Source organism: Geodermatophilus sp. SYSU D00710, from assembly GCF_054050195.1.
The window spans coordinates 1-22165 of record NZ_JBJGYX010000038.1; the positions used below are offsets into that span (position 1 = coordinate 1).

The following is a 22165-nucleotide window of genomic DNA, read 5'->3' on the forward strand; positions in this document are numbered from 1 at the left end:
CTCCGTACCTTGTCGGCGCGGCGTGGTGGGCGGGGGGGGGGGCCCCGGGCGCGCCGCCGGGCCGGCCCCCCCCCCCCCCCCCCCCCCCCCCCTCGGCCGGCTGCACCTGGCACTGGGCCAGGTCACCGACGAGGAGGCCGACCAGGCGCTGCGGGACGCGGGCCTCGGCCGGCTGGAGGACGCCGAGACCGGCTCCCTCGACGCCACGGCGCTCCGCGCCGCCGCCGAGTCGCAGGCCGACGCCGCGGACTGGGCGCAGCGCTGGGACCGGATGGTCGAGCAGGCCCGGGAGCGCGGCTGGATGAGCGAGGACGGCGCGACGCTGCAGGTCCACGTCGAGAGCGCCGCCGGGGCCTGAACCGGGCCGTGACCTGCGTGTTCGACCGTCACCGCCGCGGTCGCCGGAATTCGGTCGTTGTGGTCACTCCATCCATTCGTCAGTATGAGGCTGTGCACAACCTGATGACGTGCGAACGGATCCGCTCGTGAGCGGCACGCCCGGGCGCCCGCTGAGCGCTGAGCTGTCCGAGCAGCTGGTCGCGGTCGCCGTCGACATCCTCGCCGAGGAGGGCTGGGGCCGGCTCAACAGCGACCGGGTCGCGGCCCGGGCACGCGCGGGCAAGGCCGGCATCTACCGGCGCTGGCCCTCGATGTCCGCGCTGGCCCGGTCGGCGGTCAGCCGCTTCCGCCTGGTCACCCCGCCCGACGACGAGGGCTCGCCCCGCGCCGACCTGGTCGCGCTGGTCGCCTCCTGGCGCCGCCCGCTGTCCCGCGAGGAGCGGGCCGTGGCCAGCCTCGTCGGCGCCGCCCGGCACGACGAGGACCTGCGGGCCGGCCTCGACGCCGCCCTCGTCCACCCGCTCACCGCGGCGGTCGAGGTCATGGGCGCGCGCTGGGCGGAGCGAGGTGACGAGGTGCCCGACGAGCGGCTGGCCCTGCTGCGCTCGGTGCTCGAGGCCTTCTGGTGGCAGCGACTCACCGTCGCCGGCGACGGCGCCATGGTGGCCGAGCACGTCGAGCAGGTGGTCGACGAGGTGCTGATGCCGATCGTGGCGCCGGCCGTGGAGCCCGTCGCCCGCTGATCCGCGGCCCGCGACCCCGGCGCCGCGCCCTCAGACGGCGCGCAGGACGCCGGGGTCCCCGTCGTCCCGGAGGGCACCGGTCCCGACGCCGAGGTCGGCACCGGCGTCGTCCTGCAGGCGGGCGAGCAGACGGTCGGTGAGCGCACGGGTCCGCGCGGCCAGCGCCGGGACGTCCTCGGGGGCGGGCAGCCGCTCGCGCACCGCCGTGACCAGCGTCCGCGTCGTCGCGAGCCAGGTGGCGGCCACCAGCGCGGCGGTCAGCCGCGGGTCGGCGGGCGCGGGCCGCTCGGCGTCCGGGCCGGTCCACGCCTCCTCCAGCGCGGCACACAGCAGCCGCTCGGCCTCGTGGTGCAGCTCCCGCTCGGCCGCCTGCAGCGCCGACGACCGGTCCAGCGCACCGACGGTGCACCGCCCCTCGGGCGTGCCCAGGCGCTCGACGAAGCGGCCCATCGCGTCGGTGAGGTGCTCGCGCAGCGCGGTCAGTGCCGGGACGCCGGGCGCCCGGTCCCGCACGGCGTGCGCGGGGCCGGGGACCCACGGCGACCGGCCCGACCAGAAGAGCTCCTCCTTGGTCGCGAAGTGGTTGAACACGGTCTGCACGGCCACGCCGGCGACGGCGGCGACGTCGGCGATGGTGACCGCGTCGAAGCCGCGCTCGTGGAACAGGCGCTGGGCGTTCTCGCGCACGTGGGCGTGCGTCCGTGCCTTCTTCTGCGCTCGGCGGGACTGCTCACTCACGGTCGGCAGGCTAACAACGGGCTGTCGGGCGGGTCCGGGATGCGGAACGAGATCAGCCGGAGTCGGCCGTGGTTCCCCGGGCCCGGGCCGGGGCAGTTCCGCGGCATGACGCTGAGGGCGGGCCTGGTCGGGGCCGGTGGAGTGGGGGCGCGGCACGGGCGCACGCTGGCGGGACTCGACGGCGTGGAGCTGGTGGGGGTGGCCGATGCGGTCCCGTCCGCAGGGGCCGCGCTCGCCGCGGAGCTGGACGTCCCCGCCCTCGGCGTCGACGAGCTGCTGCGGGCAGGCGTGGACGCGGTGTGGCTGTGCGTGCCGCCCTTCGCGCACGGGGAGCTCGAGCTGGCGGTGGTCCGCGCCGGGCTGCCGCTGTTCGTGGAGAAGCCGCTGGGCGCCGGGCTCGCCGTCGCCGAGGAGGTGGCCGCCGCCGTCGCCGCGGCCGGCGTCCCGACCGCGACCGGCTACCACTGGCGGCACCTGGACACCGTCGCCGCGGCCCGTGCGCTCTGCGCGGCGCACCCTCCGCGGCTGGTGTCGGTGACCTGGCTGGACAAGGTGCCGCCACCGGCGTGGTGGCGGCGGGCCGACCGCTCGGGCGGGCAGGTGGTCGAGCAGGCCACGCACGTGCTCGACCTGGCGCGCGTGCTCGCCGGCGAGGTGACCGAGGTCGAGGCGGTGACCGCGCCGTCGTCGGACCCGTCGCGGGACGTCGACGACGCCACTGCGGCGCTGCTGCGCTTCACCTCCGGCGCCGTGGGCACGCTCACCGCCGCGTGCGCCCAGCCGGCGAAGACCCACGCCGGGCTCGAGCTGTCCTGCGCCGGCGTGGCGGTGGAGCTCACCGAGACGTCGCTGACCGTGACGACGGCGGAGGGCGCCGAGCACCGCGAGCCGTCGGTGGACGCCCGCACCGCCGTCGACCGGGCGTTCGTGGACCTGCTGGTCTCCGGTACCCGGGCCGAGGGCCTGGTCGACTACGCCGAGGCGCTGCGCACCCACCGGCTGGCCGTGGCCGTCGCCGAGTCGGCGAGGACCGGGTCCCGGGTGCGGCTCGACGCCTGAGCGGCGCGCCGCACCACCTCGGCGTAGAGCCGCTCGTAGGCCGCGGCCATCACCGCGGGGGCGAAGCGGCGGCGGCCCTCGGCGGCGCAGACCTCCGGGTCGAGGGTGCCGACCCGGCGCAGCGCCGCGACCAGCCCCGCCTCGTCGTCGGCGAGGAAGCCGGTGCGGCCGTCGTCGACGAGGGTGGGCAGGCAGCCGCGGGCCGTGGCGACCACCGGCGTGCCGGCGGCCAGCGCCTCGCACACCGCCGTCGCGCCCGGCTCGTCCCAGCGCACCGGCGACAGCAGCGCCCGCGCGCGGCGCAGCAGGCCGGCCTTCTCCACGCCCGCCACGCTGCCCACCCAGCGGGCTCGGTCGCCGTCGAGCAGGGGCTCGACGTGCTCGCGGAACCACACGACGTCGGGATGCCCCGCCCCGGGGTGTCCCGGCGTGGCCAGCGCGGCATCGAGGGCGGCCCGGTCGGGGAAGGGACCCACCGGCCCGGCGAGCACCACCGGGACTCCGGCGGCGGCGCCGGCCCGCAGCGCGGTGTCGGTGCCCTTGAGCTCGCAGATGCGGGCCAGGACGAGGACGGCGTCGTCCCGCTCGTCGCGGGGCAGCGGCGGCGGCCCGTCCACCGGCACCGACAGCGGCACCGCGCCCAGCGTCTGGCGGCGCATCCGCTCGGGCCCGCGGGCCACCTGGCTGTCGGACACGCCGGCGAAGAAGACCCGGCCCCGGCCGTCGAAGCGCTCGTAGAAGTCGGTGTTGCGGCGCACGTCCCAGTGCAGCGTGTGCAGCACCGGCGGCACGGCCGCTCCGAGCGCGCCGAGCAGCGCCGGACCCACCACCTCCAGGTGCGTGTGCACCACGTCGAAGGGCTCGGCGGCGCTCATGAGGGCCTCGGCCACGACCAGCGCGTGGGCGTGCGCGGTGCCGACCACCTGCGCGTAGGGCGAGCCCAGCCGGTCGAACCGCCCGGTGGGGAACGCGCTGACCAGCCCGTCGACGGGCAGCGGGGAGTCGCCCGACGCCGCGAGGACCACGGTGTGCCCGCGGGCGCGCAGCTCCGTGGTGAGCGTGGCGACGACGTTCTCCAGCCCGCCGTAGCCCTCGGGCGGCACCGGCAGCCACGGGCCGGCGTCCATCAGCACCCTCACGGCCGGCGTCCCCCGTGCCCGCCGGCGGCCGCTCGTACGGTGCGCATCGGTGGCCGCTCGGTGACCGCGACGTCCCAGCTCACCGCCTCGACGCCGTCAGCGGTGCGCAGGAACTGCAGCAGCTCCGAGGCCGGGCTCCCGGCGCCGGGCCGGCGGGCCATCGCGGTCTGCAGGATCTGCCCGGCCATGCGGCCCAGCGCCGCGTCGGACTGGTGGCCGTGGTGGCGGGTGCCGAGGTCCACCTGGGCCAGCGCGTCGACCCCGGCCAGCCCCGCGAGGTCGACCAGCAGGCCGAACTCGACGCCGTAGCCGGAGACGAACGGCACCCGCTCGAGCAGCTCCCGGCGCCCGGCGTACTCCCCGGACAGCGGCTGGACGAAGCCGGAGAGCTCCGGCCACCAGGCGTTGAGCAGCGGCCGGGCGAGCAGCTCGGTGACCCGCCCGCCGCCGGAGGGGACGATGCCCTCGGTGGTGGACAGCGGCCGGTCGTAGAGCGCCTTGACGTACCCGATGGCCGGGTCGGTGAGCAGCGGGCCGAGCAGGCCGACGACGAACTGCGGGTCGAAGCCGACCAGGTCGGCGTCGACGAAGACGACCAGGTCCCCGCCGGTGGCGTGCAGTCCCTTCCACAGCGCCTCGCCCTTGCCCGGGACCCGGCCGTGGGCGGCCAGCACCGTGGTGGTGTCGACGACCCGGGCCCCGGCGGCCGCGGCGACGGCGGCGGTGCGGTCGGCCGATCCGCTGTCGACGACGACCACCTCGTCGACCAGCGGCGCGTCCCGGACGAGCGCCTCGCGGATGGCGCCGACGATCGCCCCGACGGTGGGCTCCTCGTCCAGCGCGGGCAGGACGACGCTGACGGTGGTGCCCTGCTCCCGCTTGGTGTCGGCCAGATCGGCCGCGTTCCAGCTGGCGGCGGTGTACGTGCGCCGGCGCAGCCAGCGGTGGACCTCAGGCCGCATGGGCGTTCTCCCCACGGTCGGGTGCCGGTTCCCTCGCCGGCACGGGACCCCCGTCGCGACAGGATGCCGTAGACCCCGCCCGGGGGCACCCCCGGTCGCCGTCCGCCGGTCGGGGCCGGTCCCCGCAGGTGGGAGCGCCGCGGGTCACCGGCCGACCCGCGCCGGGGTCTCAGACCACCCCGGCGCGGCCGGCCCCGTACTCGGGCACGGTGACCATCGGCGGCCGCTCGTCGACCGTCACCGGCGTGCTCACCGGCACGAAGCCGGCGCCCTCGCTCCGGAACTGGGTGAGCAGCCCGCCGGCGCCCGCGGACCCGGCCGCGGTGCGGGACAGCACCGCCGACACGACCTGCCCGGCCATCCGGCCCAGCGCCTCCTGGTCCTGCGAGGTGTGCCGGCGGACGCCCAGGTCCACCTGCGCGAGCCCGCCCAGGCCCACCAGCCCGAGCAGGTCGACCAGCAGGCCGACCTCCACGCCGTAGCCGGAGACGAAGGGCACCTGCTCGAGCAGCTCGCGGCGGCCGGCGTACTCCCCGCCCAGCGGCTGCACCACGCCGGCCAGCTCCGGCCACAGCGCGTTGAGCAGCGGCCGGGCGGTGAGTTCGGTGACACGGCCCCCGCCGGCCGGTGTCGAGCGGCCGTCGAGCTCCAGCGGCCGCGTGTAGCAGCCCTTGACGTAGCCGACCTGCGGATCGGTGAGCAGGGGGGCCAGCAGCCCGGGCACGTAGTGCGACACGTCGCCGAGCAGGTCGGCGTCGAGGAAGACGAGCAGGTCGCCGCTGGTGGCCGCCAGTGACTTCCACAGCGCCTCGCCCTTGCCCGGCCGGGCGCCGTGGGCGGGCAGGACGTCGGCGGCGGCCACGACCTCGGCGCCGGCGGCGCGGGCCACCTGCGCCGTGCGGTCGGTGGAGTCGGAGTCGACGACGAGCACCTCGTCGACCAGGGGCAGCGCCCGCACCCAGCGGTCGACCAGGTCGGTGACCAGCCCGCCGACGGTCGCCTCCTCGTCGCGTGCGGGCAGCACCACGCTGACCCGGTGCCCGCCGCGGCGCTTGGCCAGCAGGAGCGCACCGGCGTCGACGTCGGTGAGGGAGCGGACGGTGGAGGTGCGGCCGGAGAACCAGGCACGGGCGTCGGGTCGCATCGGCCCACTGTCGTGGAGCGCCCGGCGCGGTCGCCACGGGGGGCGCGCGTGTTCACGCACCCGTCGCCCGGCGTTCGGCGGCCGGTGGCTCAGGTGCGGCTGCGGTCGCCCTCGCGCAGCGCCGTGGGGCTCAGCGGGCCGACGGGCGCGCCGGCGCCGTCGGGCTCGGGGTGGCCCAGCTCGGTGAGCCAGCCGCGCAGCACGCGGTGCAGGTGCTCGGCGCCGACGATCTCGCCGGGGGCCGACAGCCGCCGCGGGTGGGCGAGGAACCCGTGCTGCTGCGGGCCGCCGAGCCCCCCGTGCGAGCCCACGTGCGGCTCGAACGGCGAGGCCTCGTCGGTGTCGGGGTCGTAGCGGCTGTTGACCACCACGTCGGGGCAGTGCGGGAACCCCGAGACCCGCGTCACCAGCGCCGGCGCGTGCCCGCCGTAGGGCGGCAGGGGGTCCTCGCCGATCACCACGCCGGTGTCGAGCCGGTGCAGGCCGTCGCGGCCGAGCACGACCGGCCCGTGCTCGGTGGAGTGCACGAGCAGGAACCCGACGCCGGCGTGGTCGACGAGCGCGGGCAGCAGGTCCGGCCAGTGCCGCTCGATCTCCTCCAGTGGCACCCGGCCGGGCAGGTCGGGGAAGGAGATCCCCGCGGTGTGGCCGGAGACGACGACCACCACGCCCGGCGCCACCCGCGCGACCTGCCCCGGCCGGCCCGACGGCGTCCGGTGCCGGTGCTCGGTGGCCCCGGCGCTCTCCACCCGGTCGCGCAGCCGCCGGGCGATGAACCCCGGTCCCGACGCCGCCTCGGCGAGCGCGGAGGCGACCTGCCAGCCCTCGGCGGCGCGGCGGCTGTCCCGCGGCTCGGTCCCGCGGTGCCCGGGCGCGGGGGACCCGCCGCAGTGCCGGCCGACGAACGCCTCGATGGTCTCCCCGAACCGCTGCGCGAAGGCCTCGCCCTGGGTCTGGCCGTGGTCGGACAGCAGCACCAGGTGGTAGTCGCGGGGCGCGAGCTGGCCGGCGCGGGCCAGCCGGCCGATCTGCTGGTCGATGCTGCGCAGCACCTCCAGGGTGTCGAAGCGCTCGACGCCGCTGTGGTGGGCGACCTCGTCGTAGCCCAGGAAGTCGGCGTAGACCACCGGCCGCCCGGCCAGCACGTCCTCCAGGATCGCCGCCACCACGATGTCGCGGGCGATGACCGTCGTGCCCGGCCGGGCCAGGGGGTAGACGCCTCCCCGGCTGACCCGCGGGCGGACGTCGGCGCGCCGCTGCCGGGCCGCGGCGGCGAGCTCCCGGTAGACGTCGACGAGCGAGACGCCCAGCGTGCGGACGGCGTTGACCGGGTTGGCGAAGTAGGCGTAGTAGCCCGCGCCCACCCGCTCCCGGCGCCGTCCGGCCCGCCGTGTGGTGACCAGCGGCAGCGAGCTCATGGTCAGGCTCACGTACGGCGCGTCGCCGCTGAACAGGTTGCCGCGGCTGGCGCCGCCGCCGGCCAGCAGCCCGCGCCCGTCGGAGTGCTGCCGCTCCACCTCGGCGGCGTCGGCGGGGTGCGACACCTGGACGACGTGGTCGCGGTCCTTCTCGTAGTACCGGAAGCCGACGATGTCGTGGTTGGAGCCGTGCAGGATGCCGCAGACCGCGGCGCCGGTCTGCGAGCTCCAGTCGGTGTGCCAGCCGGTCAGGGCGTGGCTGCCCGAGCGCAGCCAGGCGGCCAGGGTGGGCATCGACCCGTCGCGGACGGCGCGGCGGACGGTGTCGACGCCCAGGCCGTCGATCTGCAGGAACAGCACACCGGGCGGGAGCGGGGCGGCGGCCCCGGCCCCGGCGGCTCGGCGGCGGGCGCGGCGGAAGAAGAGCTCGTCCTCGTCGATCGCCAGCGCGCTGTTGACCACCGCCGTCACCGCGGCCATCGCCACGACGACGAGCACGGCGGTGCGCAGGTCGGCCACCCGGACCCCGGGGATGGCGAAGGAGACCGCCAGCACCGCCGCGCCCAGCAGCAGGAAGCTGCCCAGGCCCAGGGTGAACAGCGCCAGCGGCAGCGCCACCCGCATGACCAGCGGCCAGACCACCCCGGCGAGCACGCCGAGCAGCAGCGCGGCCAGCGGCGGCTGCCACCAGCTGCCCATCTCGAAGCCCTCGAGCCAGCGGTCGAGGGCGACGAGGGCGAGGGTGGTGAGCAGCCAGGTCAGCAGCACGCGGGCCGGCGCCCGGCCGCGGCCGAGCACACGTCCGCCGGCGCCCGGGCCGCGGGCGGCCGCGCGGCTCACGGTGCGGGGCCGCAGGGGGTGGCGGAGGCGGGGGCCTCGTCCCCGGCGGGACCGTCGCCGGCCGGGGCGCCGGGCCCGTCGGCCGTGTTCCTGCGCCGGCGCGACTGGGCGACGTTGAGCACGGCGCCCACCAGCAGCACGAGCAGCGTGGCCACCAGCGTGGCGAGCAGCGGGTTGTCGAAGACACCGCCGCTGGCCACGCCGATGAGCGCGTAGGCGACCGCCCACAGCGTCGCGGCCAGCAGCGACGCCGGCAGCAGTCGCCGCCACGGGTACATCAGCGCCCCGGCGGCGAGCAGGACCGGGATGCGCCCGGCCGGCAGCAGCCGCCCGACGACGATGATCTGCCAGCCGTGCCGGCGGAACTGCCCGCGCACCTCCTCGATGCGGTCGGCGTGCTGGCCGCGCGCCACCCACCGCACCGCGGCCGGCCCGCCCCAGCGGCAGACCGCGAAGGTGGCGACGTCGCCGGTCCAGGCGCCGAGCGTGGCCAGCAGGAGCACCAGCGCGATGTCCAGCTGCCCGGTGCTGACGGCCAGCGCGGCCGCGGCGCCGACGACGGCCCCGGTGGGGACGACCGGCACGACCGAGCCGAGCAGGACGCCGCCGAAGACGACGGGGTAGCCCAGGGACGAGCCGTCGGTCCAGCTCGCCGCGACCGTCCCGGCGGCGCTCACGGCGTCTCCGCGGCGGTGGGCAGGACGACCGGGTGCCCCGGTTCGGTGAGCGCGACCGTGGTGTCCAGGCCACGGGCGGCGACCGCGGCGGCGAACCGGCGCGGCGGCTCGACCAGCAGCCGCCGGTAGCGGCGGGACAACCCGGGCAGCGTCGTCGCGCCGGGGACGGCCAGGGTGCCCCAGTGCACGGGGACGGCGACCCGCGGGCGTACCCGGGCCACCGCCTCGGCGGCCCGGTGCGGATCGAGGTGGCCGGGGCCGAGGGTCGGGCCCCAGCCCCACACCGGCACCAGCGCGACGTCGACGCCGCGCCCGCCGACGTCCGCCATGCCCGGGAACAGGTCGGTGTCGCCGAGGGCGTAGACGGTCTGCCCGTCGCCCTCGACGAGGTGACCGACCGCCCGCGTGTCGGGCCCGTGCGTCAGCCGCGGGCCCCACCGGTGGCCGCTGTGCCGCGCGGGGACGGCGGTGACCCGCAGCCCGTCGTGGGTCAGGGACTCGCCGGGGGCCAGCTCGTCGACCCACCGCGGGCCCCGCGACCGCAGCCACGCGCCGGCGCCCCGCGGCACCACGACGCGGACCCCCTCGCCGAGCAGCCGCAGCGACGGCAGGTGCAGGTGGTCGGCGTGCAGGTGGCTGACCAGCACGAGGTCCACCCCGGACCAGGCCGACCCGGGCGGCGGTGCGGCCACCCGCCGCAGCGGGCCGACGGCGCGGGTGAGCAGCGGATCGGTGAGCACCGTGCTGCCGGCCAGGTCCACGCGGACCGTCGAGTGACCGAGGTAGTGCAGCACCGGGTCGCCCACGGGGCCAGTATCGACCCAGGCGGCGACGGAACCGCAGCGTTTTCACCCCGCCGGAACCGGACGGTCCCGATCGCGGCGCGCCGTTCCGGGTGCGGCCGGGACGGATGCGTTCCACCATGATCGCCATGACCTCATCGGGGCACGGCCCTGGGGTACCGACGACGACGGCGGACACGTCCGGCGAGCTGCGCCGCATGGCGCTGCACCTGGAGACCGCCGCGGTCCTGGAGCTGCGCGCCCAGCGGGCCACCGACCCCCGGCAGGTGGCCGTGCTGCGGCGCCGCGCCGAGCAGCGCCGCCAGGAGGCCGCCCGGCTCCGCGAGCGGCTGGCCGCCTGCGGGATGGCCCTGCCCCCGCGGGAGGGCCGGCCGGCGCGCACCTCCGCCGCCCCCTGACACCTGGTCGCCCCGCCGCTAGCCTGCCGCCCGTGGCCACCTGGGCGGACGTGCGGCGCCTGGCCCTCGCGCTGCCCGGCACCTCCGAGGGCACCGCGTGGGGCTCGCCGGCCTGGAAGGTCCGCGACCGGACGTTCGTGTGGGAGCGGCCGCTGCGCCGCGCCGACCTCGAGCACCTCGGCGACGCCGCACCCGCGGGCCCGGTGCTCGGCGCCGCGGTCGCCGACGAGGGCGTCAAGCAGGCGCTGGTCGCCGACGACCCCGCCGTCTACCTGACGACGCCGCACTTCGACGGCTACGCGGCGGTCCTCGTCCGGCTCGACGCCATCGACGTCGGCGAGCTCGCCGAGCTGGTCACCGAGGCGTGGCTGGCCAAGGCGCCGCGCCGGCTGGCCCGCGAGCACCTCGCCGGCGGGTGAGGGGCCGCGGGAGTGGTGCCGGACGATCCCGTCCGGCACCGGCCGGTCCGTAGAACGCGCCGGATCCGGCGCGTGGTGGCACAGTCGACGACGTGAAGACCTGGCTCGACGCCTGGCCGGTGTTCCGGCAGCTGACCGGCCCCGATCCGCTCGGCCGCGGCCTGTCCGCGCGGAGCAGGGCGACGGAGAGCGTGGTGAGCCGCACGGCCACCGCCGACCGCGTCGTCCAGAGCGTCTGCCCGTACTGCTCGGTGGGCTGCGCGCAGCGGGTGTACGTCAAGGACGAGCAGGTCGTCCAGATCGAGGGCGACCCCGACTCGCCGGTCAACCGCGGCCGGCTGTGCCCGAAGGGCAGCGCGAGCAAGTCGCTGGTCACCAGCCCGACCCGGGTCACGAAGGTCCGCTACCGCCGTCCGTACGGGACGGAGTGGGAGGACCTCGACCTCGACACGGCGATGGAGATGATCGCCGACCGCGTCCTCGACGCCCGCCGGGAGTACTGGCAGGACGAGTGCGACGGCCGGCGGGTCAACCGCACCATGGGGATAGCGAGCCTCGGAGGGGCAGCCCTCGACAACGAGGAGAACTACCTCATGAAGAAGCTCTACAGCGCCCTGGGCGCGATCCAGATCGAGAACCAGGCCCGCATATAGCACTCCGCCACGGTGCCCGGTCTGGGTGCCTCGTTCGGTCGTGGCGGTGCCACGAACCCCCAGCAGGACCTGGTGAACTCCGACTGCATCGTCATCGAGGGTTCCAACATGGCCGAGTGCCACCCGGTCGCCTTCCAGTGGGTGACCGAGGCCAAGGCCCGCGGCGCGAAGGTCATCCACGTCGACCCGCGCTTCACCCGCACCAGCGCGATCGCGGACCTGCACGTGCCGCTGCGCGCCGGCAGCGACATCGTCTTCCTCGGCGCGCTGGTCAACCACGTGCTGAGCAACGACCTGTTCTTCCGCGACTACGTCGTCGCCTACACCAACGCGGCGTCGATCATCCGCGAGGACTTCCAGGACACCGAGGACCTCGACGGCCTGTTCTCCGGGTGGGACCCCGACGCGAAGCAGTACGACCAGGCGAGCTGGCAGTACGAGTACGAGGAGTCCCCCGGCGACGGCGTCGCCGAGGACGACCCCGCCGGCGCGGCCGAGCAGGAGCGGCTGTCCCAGCAGGAGTCGGTCAAGGAGGCCGACCAGGCCCAGGCCGCCGGGTCCGGCGGCCCGCCGCTGCGCGGCCGGGCCAAGCGGGACGAGACCCTGCAGCACCCGCGCTGCGTCTTCCAGGTCCTCAAGCGGCACTTCGCCCGGTACACGCCGGAGATGGTCGCCGAGGTCTGCGGCGTCGAGCCGGAGGCCTTCCTGAAGGTCGCCGAGTGGATCACCGCCAACAGCGGCCGGGAGCGGACGACGGCCTTCGTCTACTCCGTGGGCTGGACCCAGCACACGGTGGGCGCGCAGTACATCCGGACGGCGTCGATCCTGCAGGCGCTGCTGGGCAACATGGGGCGCCCGGGCGGCGGGATCCTGGCGCTGCGCGGGCACGCGAGCATCCAGGGCTCCACCGACATCCCGACGCTGTACAACCTGCTGCCCGGCTACCTGCCGATGCCGCACGCCGTCCAGCACCAGTCGCTCGACGACTACTGCGCCGACGCGGCCGGCACCGGCGGCTTCTGGGGCAACAAGCGCGCCTACACGGTCAGCCTGCTCAAGGCCTGGTGGGGCGACGCGGCGCAGCCGGAGAACGACTTCTGCTTCGACCACGTCCCCAAGATCACCGGCGACCACAGCAGCTACCGGACCGTGGCCGACATGGTCGAGGGCAAGGTCGCCGGCTACTTCCTCGCCGGGGAGAACCCCACCGTGGGGCACGCCAACGGCCGCATGCAGCGGTTCGGGCTGGCCAACCTCGAGTGGCTGGTCGTCCGCGACCTGCAGATGATCGAGTCGGCGAGCTTCTGGCAGACCGCGCCGGAGATCGAGACCGGCGAGCTGGTCACCGAGCAGATCCCGACCGAGGTCTTCTTCATGCCCGCGGCCTCGCACGTGGAGAAGGACGGCACCTTCACCCAGACCCAGCGGATGCTGCAGTGGCGGTTCAAGGCGATCGAGCCGCCGGGTGACTGCCGCAGCGACCTGTGGTTCTACTACCACCTCGGCCGGATCCTGCGGGAGCGGCTGAAGGACTCCACCGACCCGCGCGACCGGCCGCTGCTGGACCTGACCTGGGACTACCCGCTGCACGGGGAGACCCAGGACCCCAGCGCCGACGCCGTGCTGCGCGAGATCAACGGCGTGGGCCCCGACGGCCGGGCGCTGTCGGGCTACCTGGAGCTGAAGGACGACGGGTCGACGACGTCGGGCTGCTGGATCTACTCCGGCGTCTACGCCGACGAGGTCAACCAGGCGGCGCGCAAGCGGCCTGGCCGCGAGCAGGGCCAGGTGGCCTCGGAGTGGGGCTGGTCCTGGCCCTACAACCGCCGCGTCCTCTACAACCGCGCCTCCGCCGACCCCGACGGCAGGCCGTGGAGCGAGCGCAAGAAGTACGTGTGGTGGGACGCCGAGGCCGGCCGCTGGACGAGCACCGGCGACGCCGTCGACTTCGAGGCCACCAAGCCGCCGGACTACGTGCCCCCGCCGGGGGCCAAGGCGCAGGCGGCACTGTCGGGCCAGGACCCGTTCGTCATGCAGAGCGACGGCAAGGCGTGGCTGTTCGCGCCGAAGGGCGTCGTTGACGGGCCGCTGCCGACGCACTACGAGCCGGCGGAGTCCCCGGTGGACAACGCCCTGTACCCGGTGCAGGGCAACCCGACGACGGAGCACATCCAGGCGCCGTACAACCGGGAGGCACCCTCGACGGGCGACGTCTTCCCGTACTCGGTGACCACCTACCGGCTCACCGAGCACCACACCGCCGGCGCGATGAGCCGCACGCTGCCCTACCTGTCGGAGCTGCAGCCGGAGTTCTTCGTGGAGGTGTCGCCGGAGCTGGCCGCCGAGCGGGGCCTGGAGAACGGTGGGTGGGCCACGGTCATCAGCCCGCGGGCGGCCATCGAGGCGCGGGTGCTGGTCACCGAGCGGATCCGGCCGCTGCGCACCCGCGGCGGCAAGGTGGTGCACCAGATCGGCGCCCCCTACCACTGGGGCGAGGTCGGCATCTCCACCGGCGACTCGGCCAACGACCTGCTGCCGGTGGTGATGGACCCCAACACCCACATCCAGGAGAGCAAGGCCTCGACGGTGGACATCCGTCCCGGTCGGCGGCCACGGGGACCGGAGCTCACCGAGCTCCTCGAGGAGTACCGGAGCCGGGCGGGCATCGCCTCGGGCCGGATGCCGGTCGGCGGCCGCGTGGCCGTGGAGGGGACCAGATGACATCGGTGAGCTCGGCGAGCCCGGCCTTCACGGGCCGGGACCCGCAGAACCGGCTGTTCGGGCCGCTGCCCGACGTCCAAGGGGAGGCCGGGTACGACACCGACCACCCGGCGCGGGTCGGCTTCTTCACCGACACCTCGGTGTGCATCGGCTGCAAGGCCTGCGAGGTGGCGTGCAAGGAGTGGAACGCGCTGCCGATGGACGACTCCTACGGCACCCGGGACACCCTCGGCCTGTCCGGCATGTCCTACGACAACACCGGCCAGCTCGGCGCCAACACCTGGCGGCACGTGGCCTTCATCGAGCAGGTGCGCACCGTCGACCTGCCGATGCCGACCGTCGGGCCGCCCCCGGCCGCCGCGGCCGGCCGCCGCGACGGGATCGTCGACGCCCCCGACGAGGCCGAGCCCGGCGACAGCGTGGTCACCGCCCAGACCAGCGTGCTCAACGCCGAGGCCCTGAGCGAGTACGACCCGCAGACCTCGCAGTCCGGCGACCGCGAGGTCCGCTGGCTGATGGCGTCCGACGTCTGCAAGCACTGCACGCACGCCGGCTGCCTCGACGTCTGCCCGACCGGTGCGCTGTTCCGCACCGAGTTCGGCACCGTCGTCGTGCAGGGCGACATCTGCAACGGCTGCGGCTACTGCGTGCCCTCCTGCCCGTACGGGGTGATCAACCAGCGCAAGGGCGACGGCCGGGTCTTCAAGTGCACGATGTGCTACGACCGGCTGACCGACGGGCTGCAGCCGGCCTGCGCGACCGCCTGCCCGACGCAGTCGATCCAGTTCGGCAACCTCGACGAGCTGCAGGCCCGCGCCGACGCGCGGCTGGAGACCCTCAAGCGGCAGGGCGTGCAGTCCGCCCGGCTCTACGGGCGGGACGAGGACGACGGCGTCGGCGGCAACGGCGCGTTCTTCCTCCTCCTCGACGAGCCCGAGGTCTACGGCCTGCCGCCGGACCCGGTCGTGACCACCCGCGACCTGCCCGCGATGTGGCGGTCGGCGGCCGCGGCCGCGGCGATGATGGTCGGGGTCGCGCTGTCGGCCGTCCTCGGCTCGCGGCGGCGGTGACCGGCGTGACCGGGGGCATCACGACGCCGGGTGAGGGCTGGCGGCGGGCCGGCGGGACCGACGTCGCCGGCGACGGCGTCCGGGCCAACGGGACCGGACCGCGCCGGAAGGGGCGCCGGGGCGGCCGGCGGGGCCGCGGCGGCGAGGTCCCGATGGTGGAAGAGGCCGAGTTCACCTCCTACTACGGCCGGCCGATCATCAAGCCGCCGGTGTGGAAGAGCCCCGACGTGCCGCTGTACCTCTTCCTCGGGGGCGCCGCGGGCTCGTCGGCCATCCTCGGCGCGCTCGCCGACCTGAGCGGCCGGCCGGCGCTGACCCGGGTCTCCCGGCTGACCGCCGGCGGCGGGTCGATCCTGTCGGTGGTCTTCCTCATCCACGACCTCGGGCGGCCGGAGCGGTTCCTGCACATGCTGCGGGTCATCAAGCCGACCTCGCCGCTGTCGATCGGCTCCTACATCCTGGCGCCGTTCAGCGCGGCGGCCGGGGCCACGGCCGCGGTGGAGCTGCTCGGCTGGTTCCCCCGGCTCAAGCGGTTCGGCGGGGCGGTGGCCGCGCTCTTCGGCGGGCCGCTGGCCACCTACACCGGGGTGCTGCTGGCCAACACCGCGGTGCCGTCGTGGCACGCACCGCACCGGGAGCTGCCGTTCGTGTTCGGCGGGTCGGCGATGGCCGCGGGCGGCGGCGTCACCATGGTGTTCACCCCCGTGGCCGAGGCCGGCCCCTCGCGGAAGATGGCGGTGACCGGGGCGGCGATCGAGCTCGCGGTGGTGCACCGGGTGGAGAACGGCCACGGCGTCGTCAGCGAGCCCTTCCACACCGGGCGGGCCGGGACGCTGCTGCGGGCGGCCAAGGCGTGCACGGCCGCTGGGGCGGGGCTGACCGTCGTCGCCGGGCGCTCACGGCCCGGCGCGGTCGTCTCCGGGCTGCTGCTGGCGGCCGGGTCGCTGCTCACCCGCTTCGGCGTCTTCGAGGCCGGCATGGCCAGCGCGAAGGACCCGAAGTACACCGTGGTCCCGCAGCGCGAGCGGATCGCGGCCCGGGCGGCCGAGAACGGGCACGCCTCCACCGTCTCCCGCTGACCCTCGTGCTCTGCACACACCTGTGTGCAGAGCACGACTACCCGGCAGACAGGTACCCGGCCGCGGTCCACACTGCCGGCGTGCCCGACGCCGACGCCTTCCGCGCGCTCGCCCGCTCCTCGCCGGAGCGCTGGACGACGCTGCGCTTCACCGAGCGGCGCCGCAGGGCGTGGGCCTGGTCCGAGCCGGTGCGCGCCTGGCTGCGCCGCCCCGACCTGCTGCGCGTCGAGGACGCCGCCGGCCGGGTCCACGTCCTCCGGGAGGTCGGCGCCGACCACGACCCGATGTGGCAGGACTACCGCTGGGTGGCCGAGCTGCGGCCGCGGGAGCTCGGCGACGGCCTGGACCCGGAGACCGGGCTGCCCGCCGGGTCCCCGCTGGAGATCGGCGGCCTGCGCGAGGTCGAGCACGCCGGCCGGCCGGCGTGGGAGGCGCTGGTCGTGCCGACCGAGCGGTACGAGCCCCGCTGCGGCTGCTGCCCGCTGCTGCGCAGCCGCCGCGTCGACGAGCTCGAGTGGGGGAGCGTCCCCGAGGACGTCGAGTACCCGACCGCGCACCTGGTCCGGCTCGACGTGGCGACCGGCGTCTGCGTCTGGGCCGAGCCCCTCGACGGCACCTACGCCGGCGAGACGCACGACCTGCGCATCGAGGCGGTCGACGAGCCGATGTCCGACGCCCTGTTCCACCGGGCGCGGCGCCAGGGTGCGGTCTAGCCCAGCCGCACCGTCCCGTCGGGGTCGACCGACCAGCCGGGGTTGTGCGCGACCTCCCAGACGACGCCGTTCGGGTCACGCACCAGGGCGTGGAACACGCCGCCGAAGGCGCCCTCCTCGGGCGCGGTGAGCACCGTGCCCCCGGCCGCCGCCATCCGGTCGCACAGCGTCGCGACGGCGGCCCGGTCGGCCACGTTGTGCGCCAGCGTCACGCCCGACATTTCCGGCCGCGCCGGGCCGGTGCCCAGGTCCTGCGCGAAGCGCGCCGTCTCGAAGAAGCCGAGCACCGTGCCGGGCGCGACCTGGAAGAAGACGATCTCGTCCGGCACGTCGAGCAGCGGCGTCCAGCCGAGCCCCTCGACGTAGAAGCGCCGGGCGGCGTCGAGGTCCGCGGTGGCGAGGGTGACGAAGTGGACCTGCTGTTCCATGGCGACCTCCCTCAGTAGCCGGGGCCGAGCTGGCCGACGGCGTCGAGCAGCCGCCGGACGCTGGCCAGCCGCTCGGCCCGGCCCGGCGGGCCGGCCGCGGCCCACGCGTCGAGCGCGCAGTCGGGGTCGTCGGCGGAGTGCCCGCACCCGGGCGGGCAGTCGACGGCGGCCTGCGCCAGGTCGTCGAAGGCGGCGACGACGTCGTCGGCGGTGACGTGCGCGAGGCCGAACGAGCGGATACCGGGGGTGTCGATCACCGTGCCGCCGCCGGGCAGGTCGAACAGCACCGCCGACGACGAGGTGTGCCGGCCCTTGCCGACCTTGCTGACGTCGCCGGTGGCCCGGTCGGCGTCGGGCACCAGCCGGTTGACCAGGGTGGACTTGCCCACGCCGGACTGGCCCACGAACACGCTGGTGCGCCCGCCGATCCGCGCCAGCAGCGGCTCCAGCGGCGTCTCGCGCGACATCGGCACCGCGTCGACGCCCAGCCCGGCGTATCGGTCGAGCAGCGGCTGGGGGCTGGCCAGATCGGTCTTGGTGAGGCAGAACAGCGGCTCCAGGCCACCGGCGTAGGCGGCGACCAGGCAGCGGTCGAGGAAGCCCAGCGCCGGCTCGGGGTCGGTCACCGAGGTGACGACGACCAGTTGCTCGGCGTTGGCCACGACCACCCGCTCGGTGGGGTCGGTGTCGTCGGCCGTGCGCCGCAGCGACGTCGTCCGCTCCTCGATGACCACGATGCGGGCGAGGGTGTCGGGCCGGCCGGTGGTGTCGCCGACCAGCCGCACCCGGTCACCGACGACGACGCCGTGCCGGCCGAGCTCGCGGGCGCGCATCGCGGTCACCTCGACCGGACCGCCGCCGGGACCCTCGACCCGCACGGTCATCCGCCCGCGGTCGACCGCGATCACCAGCCCGGGGACGGCGTCGGTGTGGGCCGGGCGGGTGCGGGTGCGCGGGCGGGAGCCGCGCCGGTTGGGCCGGACCCGGACGTCGTCCTCGTCCGACCGGCTGTCGTGCCGGCGGCTCAGGAGCCCGCCCCCGCCGTCGCCCCGGGCACGTCGGTGCCGAGCATCCCGGCCCAGCGCTCGCGGAAGTCCGGCAGCGTCTTGGTGACCGCCCCGGGCCCGGACACCCGCACCCCGTCGACGGCCAGGCCGAGGACCGCGGCGGCGTGCACCATGCGGTGGTCGGCGTAGGAGTCGACCAGCGCCGGCCGGAGCGCGTCCGGCGCGATCTCGAGGCCGTCGGGCAGCTGCTCGACCCGCGCGCCGACGGCGGTGAGCACCTCGTCGAGGGCCTGGATGCGGTCGGTCTCGTGACCGCGCAGGTGCCCGATGCCGGTCAGCCGCGAGGGCCCGTCGGCCAGCGCGCACAGCGCCGCGAGCACCGGGGTCAGCTCGCCGACGTCGCCGAGGTCGGCCACCAGCGGCGTGATCCGGCCGGTGCCCGTGACGCGCAGCCCCTCGGGGGTGCGCTCGACCTCGGCGCCCATCGCGCCCAGCAGCCGGTCCAGCTGCGCCCCGGGCTGGGTGGTGACGGCCGGCCAGCCGGGCACGGTCACCCGCCCGCCGGTGACCAGCGCGGCGGCGAGGAACGGCGCGGCGTTGGACAGGTCGGGCTCGACCACGCGGTCGCGCGCCGCGATGGGCCCGGGGGCCACCCGCCACCCGCGGTCGGTGGCGACGACGTCGACGCCGTGCTCGCGCAGCGCGACGACGGTCATCTCCACGTGCGGCATCGACGGCACCCCGCCGGCCAGCGCGAGGTCGAGCCCGTCGGTGAACCGGGGCGCGGCCAGCAGCAGGCCCGAGACGATCTGCGAGGACTCGCCCGCGTCGACGGTCACGCCGCCGCCGCGCACCGCCCCGGTGCCGTGCACGGTGAACGGCGCCCGGCCGCGGCCGCCGTCGTCGACCCGCACCCCGAGGGCGCGCAGTCCGGCGATCAGCCCGGCGTTGGGACGCTCGCGCAGCCGCGGGTCGCCGTCGAGCCGGACCGGCCCGGTGGCCAGCGCGGCCACCGGCGGGAGGAACCGCAGCACGGTGCCGGCCAGCCCGGCGTCGACCTCCGCGGGGCCGCGCAGCTGCGCCGGGGTGACCAGCCAGTCCGGGTCGGGGCGGCCGCCGTCCTCGTCGACCCGCACGCCGAGGGCGCGCAGCCCGGCGGCCATCAGGTCGGTGTCGCGGGCCCGCAGCGGCCGGACGACCCGGCTGGGCCCGTCGGCGAGCGCGGCCAGCACCAGTGCCCGCGCGGTGATCGACTTGGAGCCCGGCAGCGGGACGACGGCGTCGACGGGGGTGCCGCGGTGCGGCGTCGTCCAGACCTGGCTCACGGGGCACCATCCTGCCCGGTCCGGACGACGCCGCTCACGCTCAGCCGCCGACCGGCCGGTCGGACTTCTTCACCGGGACCGTGCGGACCAGCCGCCGGTTGGCGAACTCGAACACGGCCAGCTCGGAGAGCTCGCGGCCGTAGCCGGACCGCTTGATCCCGCCGAAGGGCAGCTCGGGGGAGGACCCGGTGGGCTGGTTGATCCACACCATGCCCGCCTCGAGCCGGTCGGCCACCGCCCGGGCGCGGTCGAGGTCGCTGCTCATCACGGTGGCGCCCAGGCCGAAGTCGGTGTCGTTGGCCAGCGCGACCGCCTCGTCGGCGTCCTTGACCTTGTAGACGACGGCCGCCGGGCCGAACAGCTCCTCGCGGTAGGCGCGCATCTCCGGGGTGACGTCGGTGAGGATCGTCGCCTCGACGAACGCACCGGCGTGGTCGGGCCGCCCGCCGCCGGCGACGACGGTGGCGCCCTTGTCGATGGCGTCCTGGATCTGCGCGTGCAGGTCCTTGGCCGCCCGCTCGCTCGACAGCGGGGCCAGCGACGTGGACCGGTCGGCCGGGTCGCCGGGGGAGAAGGTGGAGAACGCCTGCCGGAGCCCCTCGACGAAGGGCTCGTAGTGCTCCTCGGTGACGATCAGCCGCTTGGAGGCGGTGCAGGCCTGGCCGGTGTTCTGCATCCGGCCCATCGTCGCGGCCTTGACGGTGGCGGCCATGTCCTCGGCGTCGAGCACGATGAACGGGTCGCTGCCGCCGAGCTCGAGCACCGACTTCTTCAGGTGCTTGCCGGCCAGGGCGCCGACGGCGCTGCCGGCCCGCTCGCTGCCGGTCAGCGTGACGCCCTGGATCCGCGGGTCGGCGATGACCTGCTCGACGTCGGCGATGCGCAGGAACGTGTTGGTGAAGACGCCCTCGGGGGCGCCGGCGTCGGTGAGCAGCTGCTCGATGGCCACCGCGCACTGCGGGGTGATCTCGGCGTGCTTGAGGATGACGGTGTTGCCCAGCACCAGGTTCGGGCCGGCCACGCGGACCACCTGGTAGAAGGGGTAGTTCCACGGCTCGATGGCGAGCAGGACGCCGACCGGCCGGGTCTCGATGACCGCCTCGCCCTTGCCCATGAGCGGCTGGATCGGCGTGGGCTCGAGGAACGAGGGGCCGTTGTCGGCGTAGTACTTGAGGATCATCGAGCAGAGGTGGAGCTCGCCGGTGGCCTCGTCGTGCCGCTTGCCCATCTCGGTGGTGATGAGCTGCGCGAGGTCCTCGCGGCGCTCGTCCATGAGCTCGGCGGCCCGGCGGACGACGGCCGCGCGCTCCTCGACCGGGCGCTCCCGCCACTCCTGGTAGGCGGCGTGCGCCGTCGCGATGATGCCGTCGATGGCCTCGGTGGGCGTGAAGTCGAACTCCTTCTCCGTCTCGCCGGTGAACGGGTTGACCGTCGCGTACCGGCGCTCGGCGGACTCGCTCGCGGTCTTCGGCTGGTCGTGCGGTGGGTTCTGGGTCGCGGTCACGCACGTGATCCTCGTCTCTCGCCGTCGCGGGCTCCACCCGGCCTCCCCGCGGCCGCCCGGGGCGGTCGCACCGTCGGCACCCCCACCTAGAGTCGGCGGGGACGGGCCCGCCGTCCGGGCCCGACAGCAGCCGGGAGGACCAGCCGTGTGTGGTCGCTACGCCGCCAGCCGCCGTCCCGAGGACCTCGTGGTCGAGTTCGAGGCGGTCCCCGCCGAGGGCCAGGAGCCGCTCCGGGCGGACTTCAACGTCGCGCCGACCAAGGACGTCTACGTGGTCCGCACCAAGCGTGAGCGCGACCCGGAGGGCAGCCCCACCGGCGAGGCGCACCGGGAGCTGCGCGCGGTCCGCTGGGGCCTGGTGCCCTCCTGGGCCAAGGACGTCTCGGTGGGCAACCGGCTGCTCAACGCCCGGGTCGAGTCGTTGACCGAGAAGCCGGCGTTCCGCTCGGCCGCCCGCTCCCGGCGCTGCCTGGTGCCGGCCGACGGCTGGTACGAGTGGCAGAAGCGGCTCGACTCGCCCGGCAAACAGCCCTTCTTCATCACCCCCGCCGACGGGTCGGTGCTGGCCATGGCCGGGCTCTACGAGGTCTGGGGCAAGGGCGAGGACCGGCTCTACACGTGCACCGTCGTCACCGCGCCCGCCGTCGGCGCGCTCACCGAGATCCACGACCGGATGCCGCTGGTGCTGCCGCGCGAGCGGTGGGCCGACTGGCTCGACCCGGCCCGCGACGACGTGGAGGCGCTCGCCGAGCCGACCCCGCCGGAGCTGGTGGAGGGGCTGGAGCTGCGCCCGGTCGGCACCGCCGTCAACAACGTCCGCAACAACGGCGCCGAGCTGCTGGCCCGGGTGGAGGGCACCAGCGCCCCGGCCGACCAGCCGGCGCTCTTCTGAGGAGCCCTGCCCTGAGCGAGCGCGCGCCCGCCGTCCATCCGGCCGATCCGTCCGCCGACCCGCCCGACCCCGCCGGCGCCGCGCTGCCCGGGTG

General features: G+C 76.0%; 20 protein-coding genes and 1 pseudogene. 10 read left to right on the forward strand and 11 right to left on the reverse strand.

The features are described from left to right. Together ACI78U_RS16605 and ACI78U_RS16610 are read left to right on the forward strand one after the other, a co-directional pair. On the forward strand, nucleotides 1–358 hold a 358-nt coding region (locus tag ACI78U_RS16605), incomplete at its 5' end, for a hypothetical protein (RefSeq protein ID WP_456876445.1). A 127-nt stretch (nucleotides 359–485) separates the two neighbouring features. Beyond that, nucleotides 486–1082 (forward strand): TetR-like C-terminal domain-containing protein, encoded by a 597-nt coding sequence (locus ACI78U_RS16610; RefSeq protein WP_456876446.1) that lies wholly within the window; start codon nucleotides 486–488, stop codon nucleotides 1080–1082. A gap of 30 nt (nucleotides 1083–1112) precedes the next feature. Here the strand turns inward: ACI78U_RS16610 and ACI78U_RS16615 are convergent, their stop codons facing one another. Beyond that, nucleotides 1113–1820: a TetR family transcriptional regulator gene (locus ACI78U_RS16615; RefSeq protein ID WP_456876447.1), complete on the reverse strand. Its 708-nt coding sequence runs from the start codon at nucleotides 1818–1820 to the stop codon at nucleotides 1113–1115. Nucleotides 1821–1925: 105 nt separating this feature from the next. Here ACI78U_RS16615 and ACI78U_RS16620 point away from each other — a divergent pair, with 105 nt between their 5' ends. Beyond that, on the forward strand, nucleotides 1926–2879 hold the full coding sequence (locus tag ACI78U_RS16620) for a Gfo/Idh/MocA family protein (RefSeq protein ID WP_456876448.1): 954 nt from the start codon (nucleotides 1926–1928) through the stop codon (nucleotides 2877–2879). Here the strand turns inward: ACI78U_RS16620 and ACI78U_RS16625 are convergent. The 6 genes from ACI78U_RS16625 to ACI78U_RS16650 all read right to left on the reverse strand — a co-directional run bounded on the left by ACI78U_RS16625 (nucleotide 2792) and on the right by ACI78U_RS16650 (nucleotide 9865). Further along, complete coding sequence (locus tag ACI78U_RS16625; RefSeq protein WP_456876449.1) at nucleotides 2792–4018, reverse strand: glycosyltransferase; 1227 nt, start codon at nucleotides 4016–4018, stop codon at nucleotides 2792–2794. The two genes, ACI78U_RS16620 and ACI78U_RS16625, sit on opposite strands and share 88 nt — an antisense overlap. Next, on the reverse strand, nucleotides 4015–4980 hold the full coding sequence (locus ACI78U_RS16630; protein ID WP_456876451.1) for a glucosyl-3-phosphoglycerate synthase: 966 nt from the start codon (nucleotides 4978–4980) through the stop codon (nucleotides 4015–4017). The genes ACI78U_RS16625 and ACI78U_RS16630 overlap by 4 nt, the downstream gene beginning before the upstream one ends. 169 nt (nucleotides 4981–5149) lie before the next feature. Continuing rightward, complete coding sequence (locus ACI78U_RS16635; protein WP_456876452.1) at nucleotides 5150–6124, reverse strand: glucosyl-3-phosphoglycerate synthase; 975 nt, start codon at nucleotides 6122–6124, stop codon at nucleotides 5150–5152. Nucleotides 6125–6213: 89 nt separating this feature from the next. After that, nucleotides 6214–8382 (reverse strand): phage holin family protein, encoded by a 2169-nt coding sequence (locus ACI78U_RS16640; protein ID WP_456876454.1) that lies wholly within the window; start codon nucleotides 8380–8382, stop codon nucleotides 6214–6216. Beyond that, the gene (locus ACI78U_RS16645) at nucleotides 8379–9059 is read right to left on the reverse strand and encodes a DedA family protein (RefSeq protein ID WP_456876456.1); all 681 of its coding nucleotides are present in this window, start codon (nucleotides 9057–9059) and stop codon (nucleotides 8379–8381) included. Before ACI78U_RS16645 ends, ACI78U_RS16640 begins: the two co-directional genes overlap by 4 nt. Next, nucleotides 9056–9865, reverse strand: coding sequence for an MBL fold metallo-hydrolase (locus ACI78U_RS16650; RefSeq protein ID WP_456876457.1), 810 nt, complete (start codon nucleotides 9863–9865; stop codon nucleotides 9056–9058). Before ACI78U_RS16650 ends, ACI78U_RS16645 begins: the two co-directional genes overlap by 4 nt. Before the next feature lie 125 nt (nucleotides 9866–9990). On the opposite strand from ACI78U_RS16650, the gene ACI78U_RS16655 reads away from it, so the two are divergent. The 6 genes and pseudogenes from ACI78U_RS16655 to ACI78U_RS16680 all read left to right on the forward strand — a co-directional run bounded on the left by ACI78U_RS16655 (nucleotide 9991) and on the right by ACI78U_RS16680 (nucleotide 16915). Next, nucleotides 9991–10260, forward strand: coding sequence for a hypothetical protein (locus ACI78U_RS16655; RefSeq protein ID WP_456876459.1), 270 nt, complete (start codon nucleotides 9991–9993; stop codon nucleotides 10258–10260). 32 nt (nucleotides 10261–10292) lie between these two features. After that, nucleotides 10293–10679, forward strand: coding sequence for an MmcQ/YjbR family DNA-binding protein (locus ACI78U_RS16660; protein WP_456876460.1), 387 nt, complete (start codon nucleotides 10293–10295; stop codon nucleotides 10677–10679). A 92-nt stretch (nucleotides 10680–10771) separates the two neighbouring features. Beyond that, nucleotides 10772–14053: pseudogene (gene fdh, locus ACI78U_RS16665) on the forward strand (formate dehydrogenase). Beyond that, nucleotides 14050–15123 (forward strand): 4Fe-4S dicluster domain-containing protein, encoded by a 1074-nt coding sequence (locus tag ACI78U_RS16670; RefSeq protein WP_456876461.1) that lies wholly within the window; start codon nucleotides 14050–14052, stop codon nucleotides 15121–15123. Before fdh ends, ACI78U_RS16670 begins: the two are co-directional and overlap by 4 nt. 5 nt (nucleotides 15124–15128) lie before the next feature. Beyond that, nucleotides 15129–16202: an NrfD/PsrC family molybdoenzyme membrane anchor subunit gene (gene nrfD, locus ACI78U_RS16675; RefSeq protein ID WP_456876463.1), complete on the forward strand. Its 1074-nt coding sequence runs from the start codon at nucleotides 15129–15131 to the stop codon at nucleotides 16200–16202. A gap of 80 nt (nucleotides 16203–16282) precedes the next feature. Beyond that, nucleotides 16283–16915 carry a hypothetical protein gene (locus tag ACI78U_RS16680; protein WP_456876465.1) on the forward strand — a complete coding sequence of 211 codons (633 nt, stop codon included), beginning with the start codon at nucleotides 16283–16285 and terminating at the stop codon, nucleotides 16913–16915. Here ACI78U_RS16680 and ACI78U_RS16685 read toward each other — a convergent pair. The 4 genes from ACI78U_RS16685 to ACI78U_RS16700 all read right to left on the reverse strand — a co-directional run bounded on the left by ACI78U_RS16685 (nucleotide 16912) and on the right by ACI78U_RS16700 (nucleotide 21179). Further along, entirely contained in the window at nucleotides 16912–17343 is a 432-nt protein-coding gene (locus ACI78U_RS16685) for a VOC family protein (RefSeq protein ID WP_456876467.1), read from the reverse strand. The genes ACI78U_RS16680 and ACI78U_RS16685 overlap by 4 nt on opposite strands. A gap of 11 nt (nucleotides 17344–17354) precedes the next feature. After that, complete coding sequence (gene rsgA / locus ACI78U_RS16690; protein WP_456876468.1) at nucleotides 17355–18227, reverse strand: ribosome small subunit-dependent GTPase A; 873 nt, start codon at nucleotides 18225–18227, stop codon at nucleotides 17355–17357. A 140-nt stretch (nucleotides 18228–18367) separates the two neighbouring features. Further along, a complete protein-coding gene (aroA, locus tag ACI78U_RS16695) occupies nucleotides 18368–19675 on the reverse strand; it encodes a 3-phosphoshikimate 1-carboxyvinyltransferase (RefSeq protein WP_456876469.1) in 1308 nt (435 codons plus the stop codon). A 40-nt stretch (nucleotides 19676–19715) separates the two neighbouring features. After that, nucleotides 19716–21179 carry an NAD-dependent succinate-semialdehyde dehydrogenase gene (locus ACI78U_RS16700; protein ID WP_456876471.1) on the reverse strand — a complete coding sequence of 488 codons (1464 nt, stop codon included), beginning with the start codon at nucleotides 21177–21179 and terminating at the stop codon, nucleotides 19716–19718. Nucleotides 21180–21324: 145 nt separating this feature from the next. Here ACI78U_RS16700 and ACI78U_RS16705 point away from each other — a divergent pair, with 145 nt between their 5' ends. After that, nucleotides 21325–22071, forward strand: coding sequence for an SOS response-associated peptidase (locus tag ACI78U_RS16705; RefSeq protein ID WP_456876473.1), 747 nt, complete (start codon nucleotides 21325–21327; stop codon nucleotides 22069–22071). Nucleotides 22072–22165 lie beyond the last annotated feature (94 nt).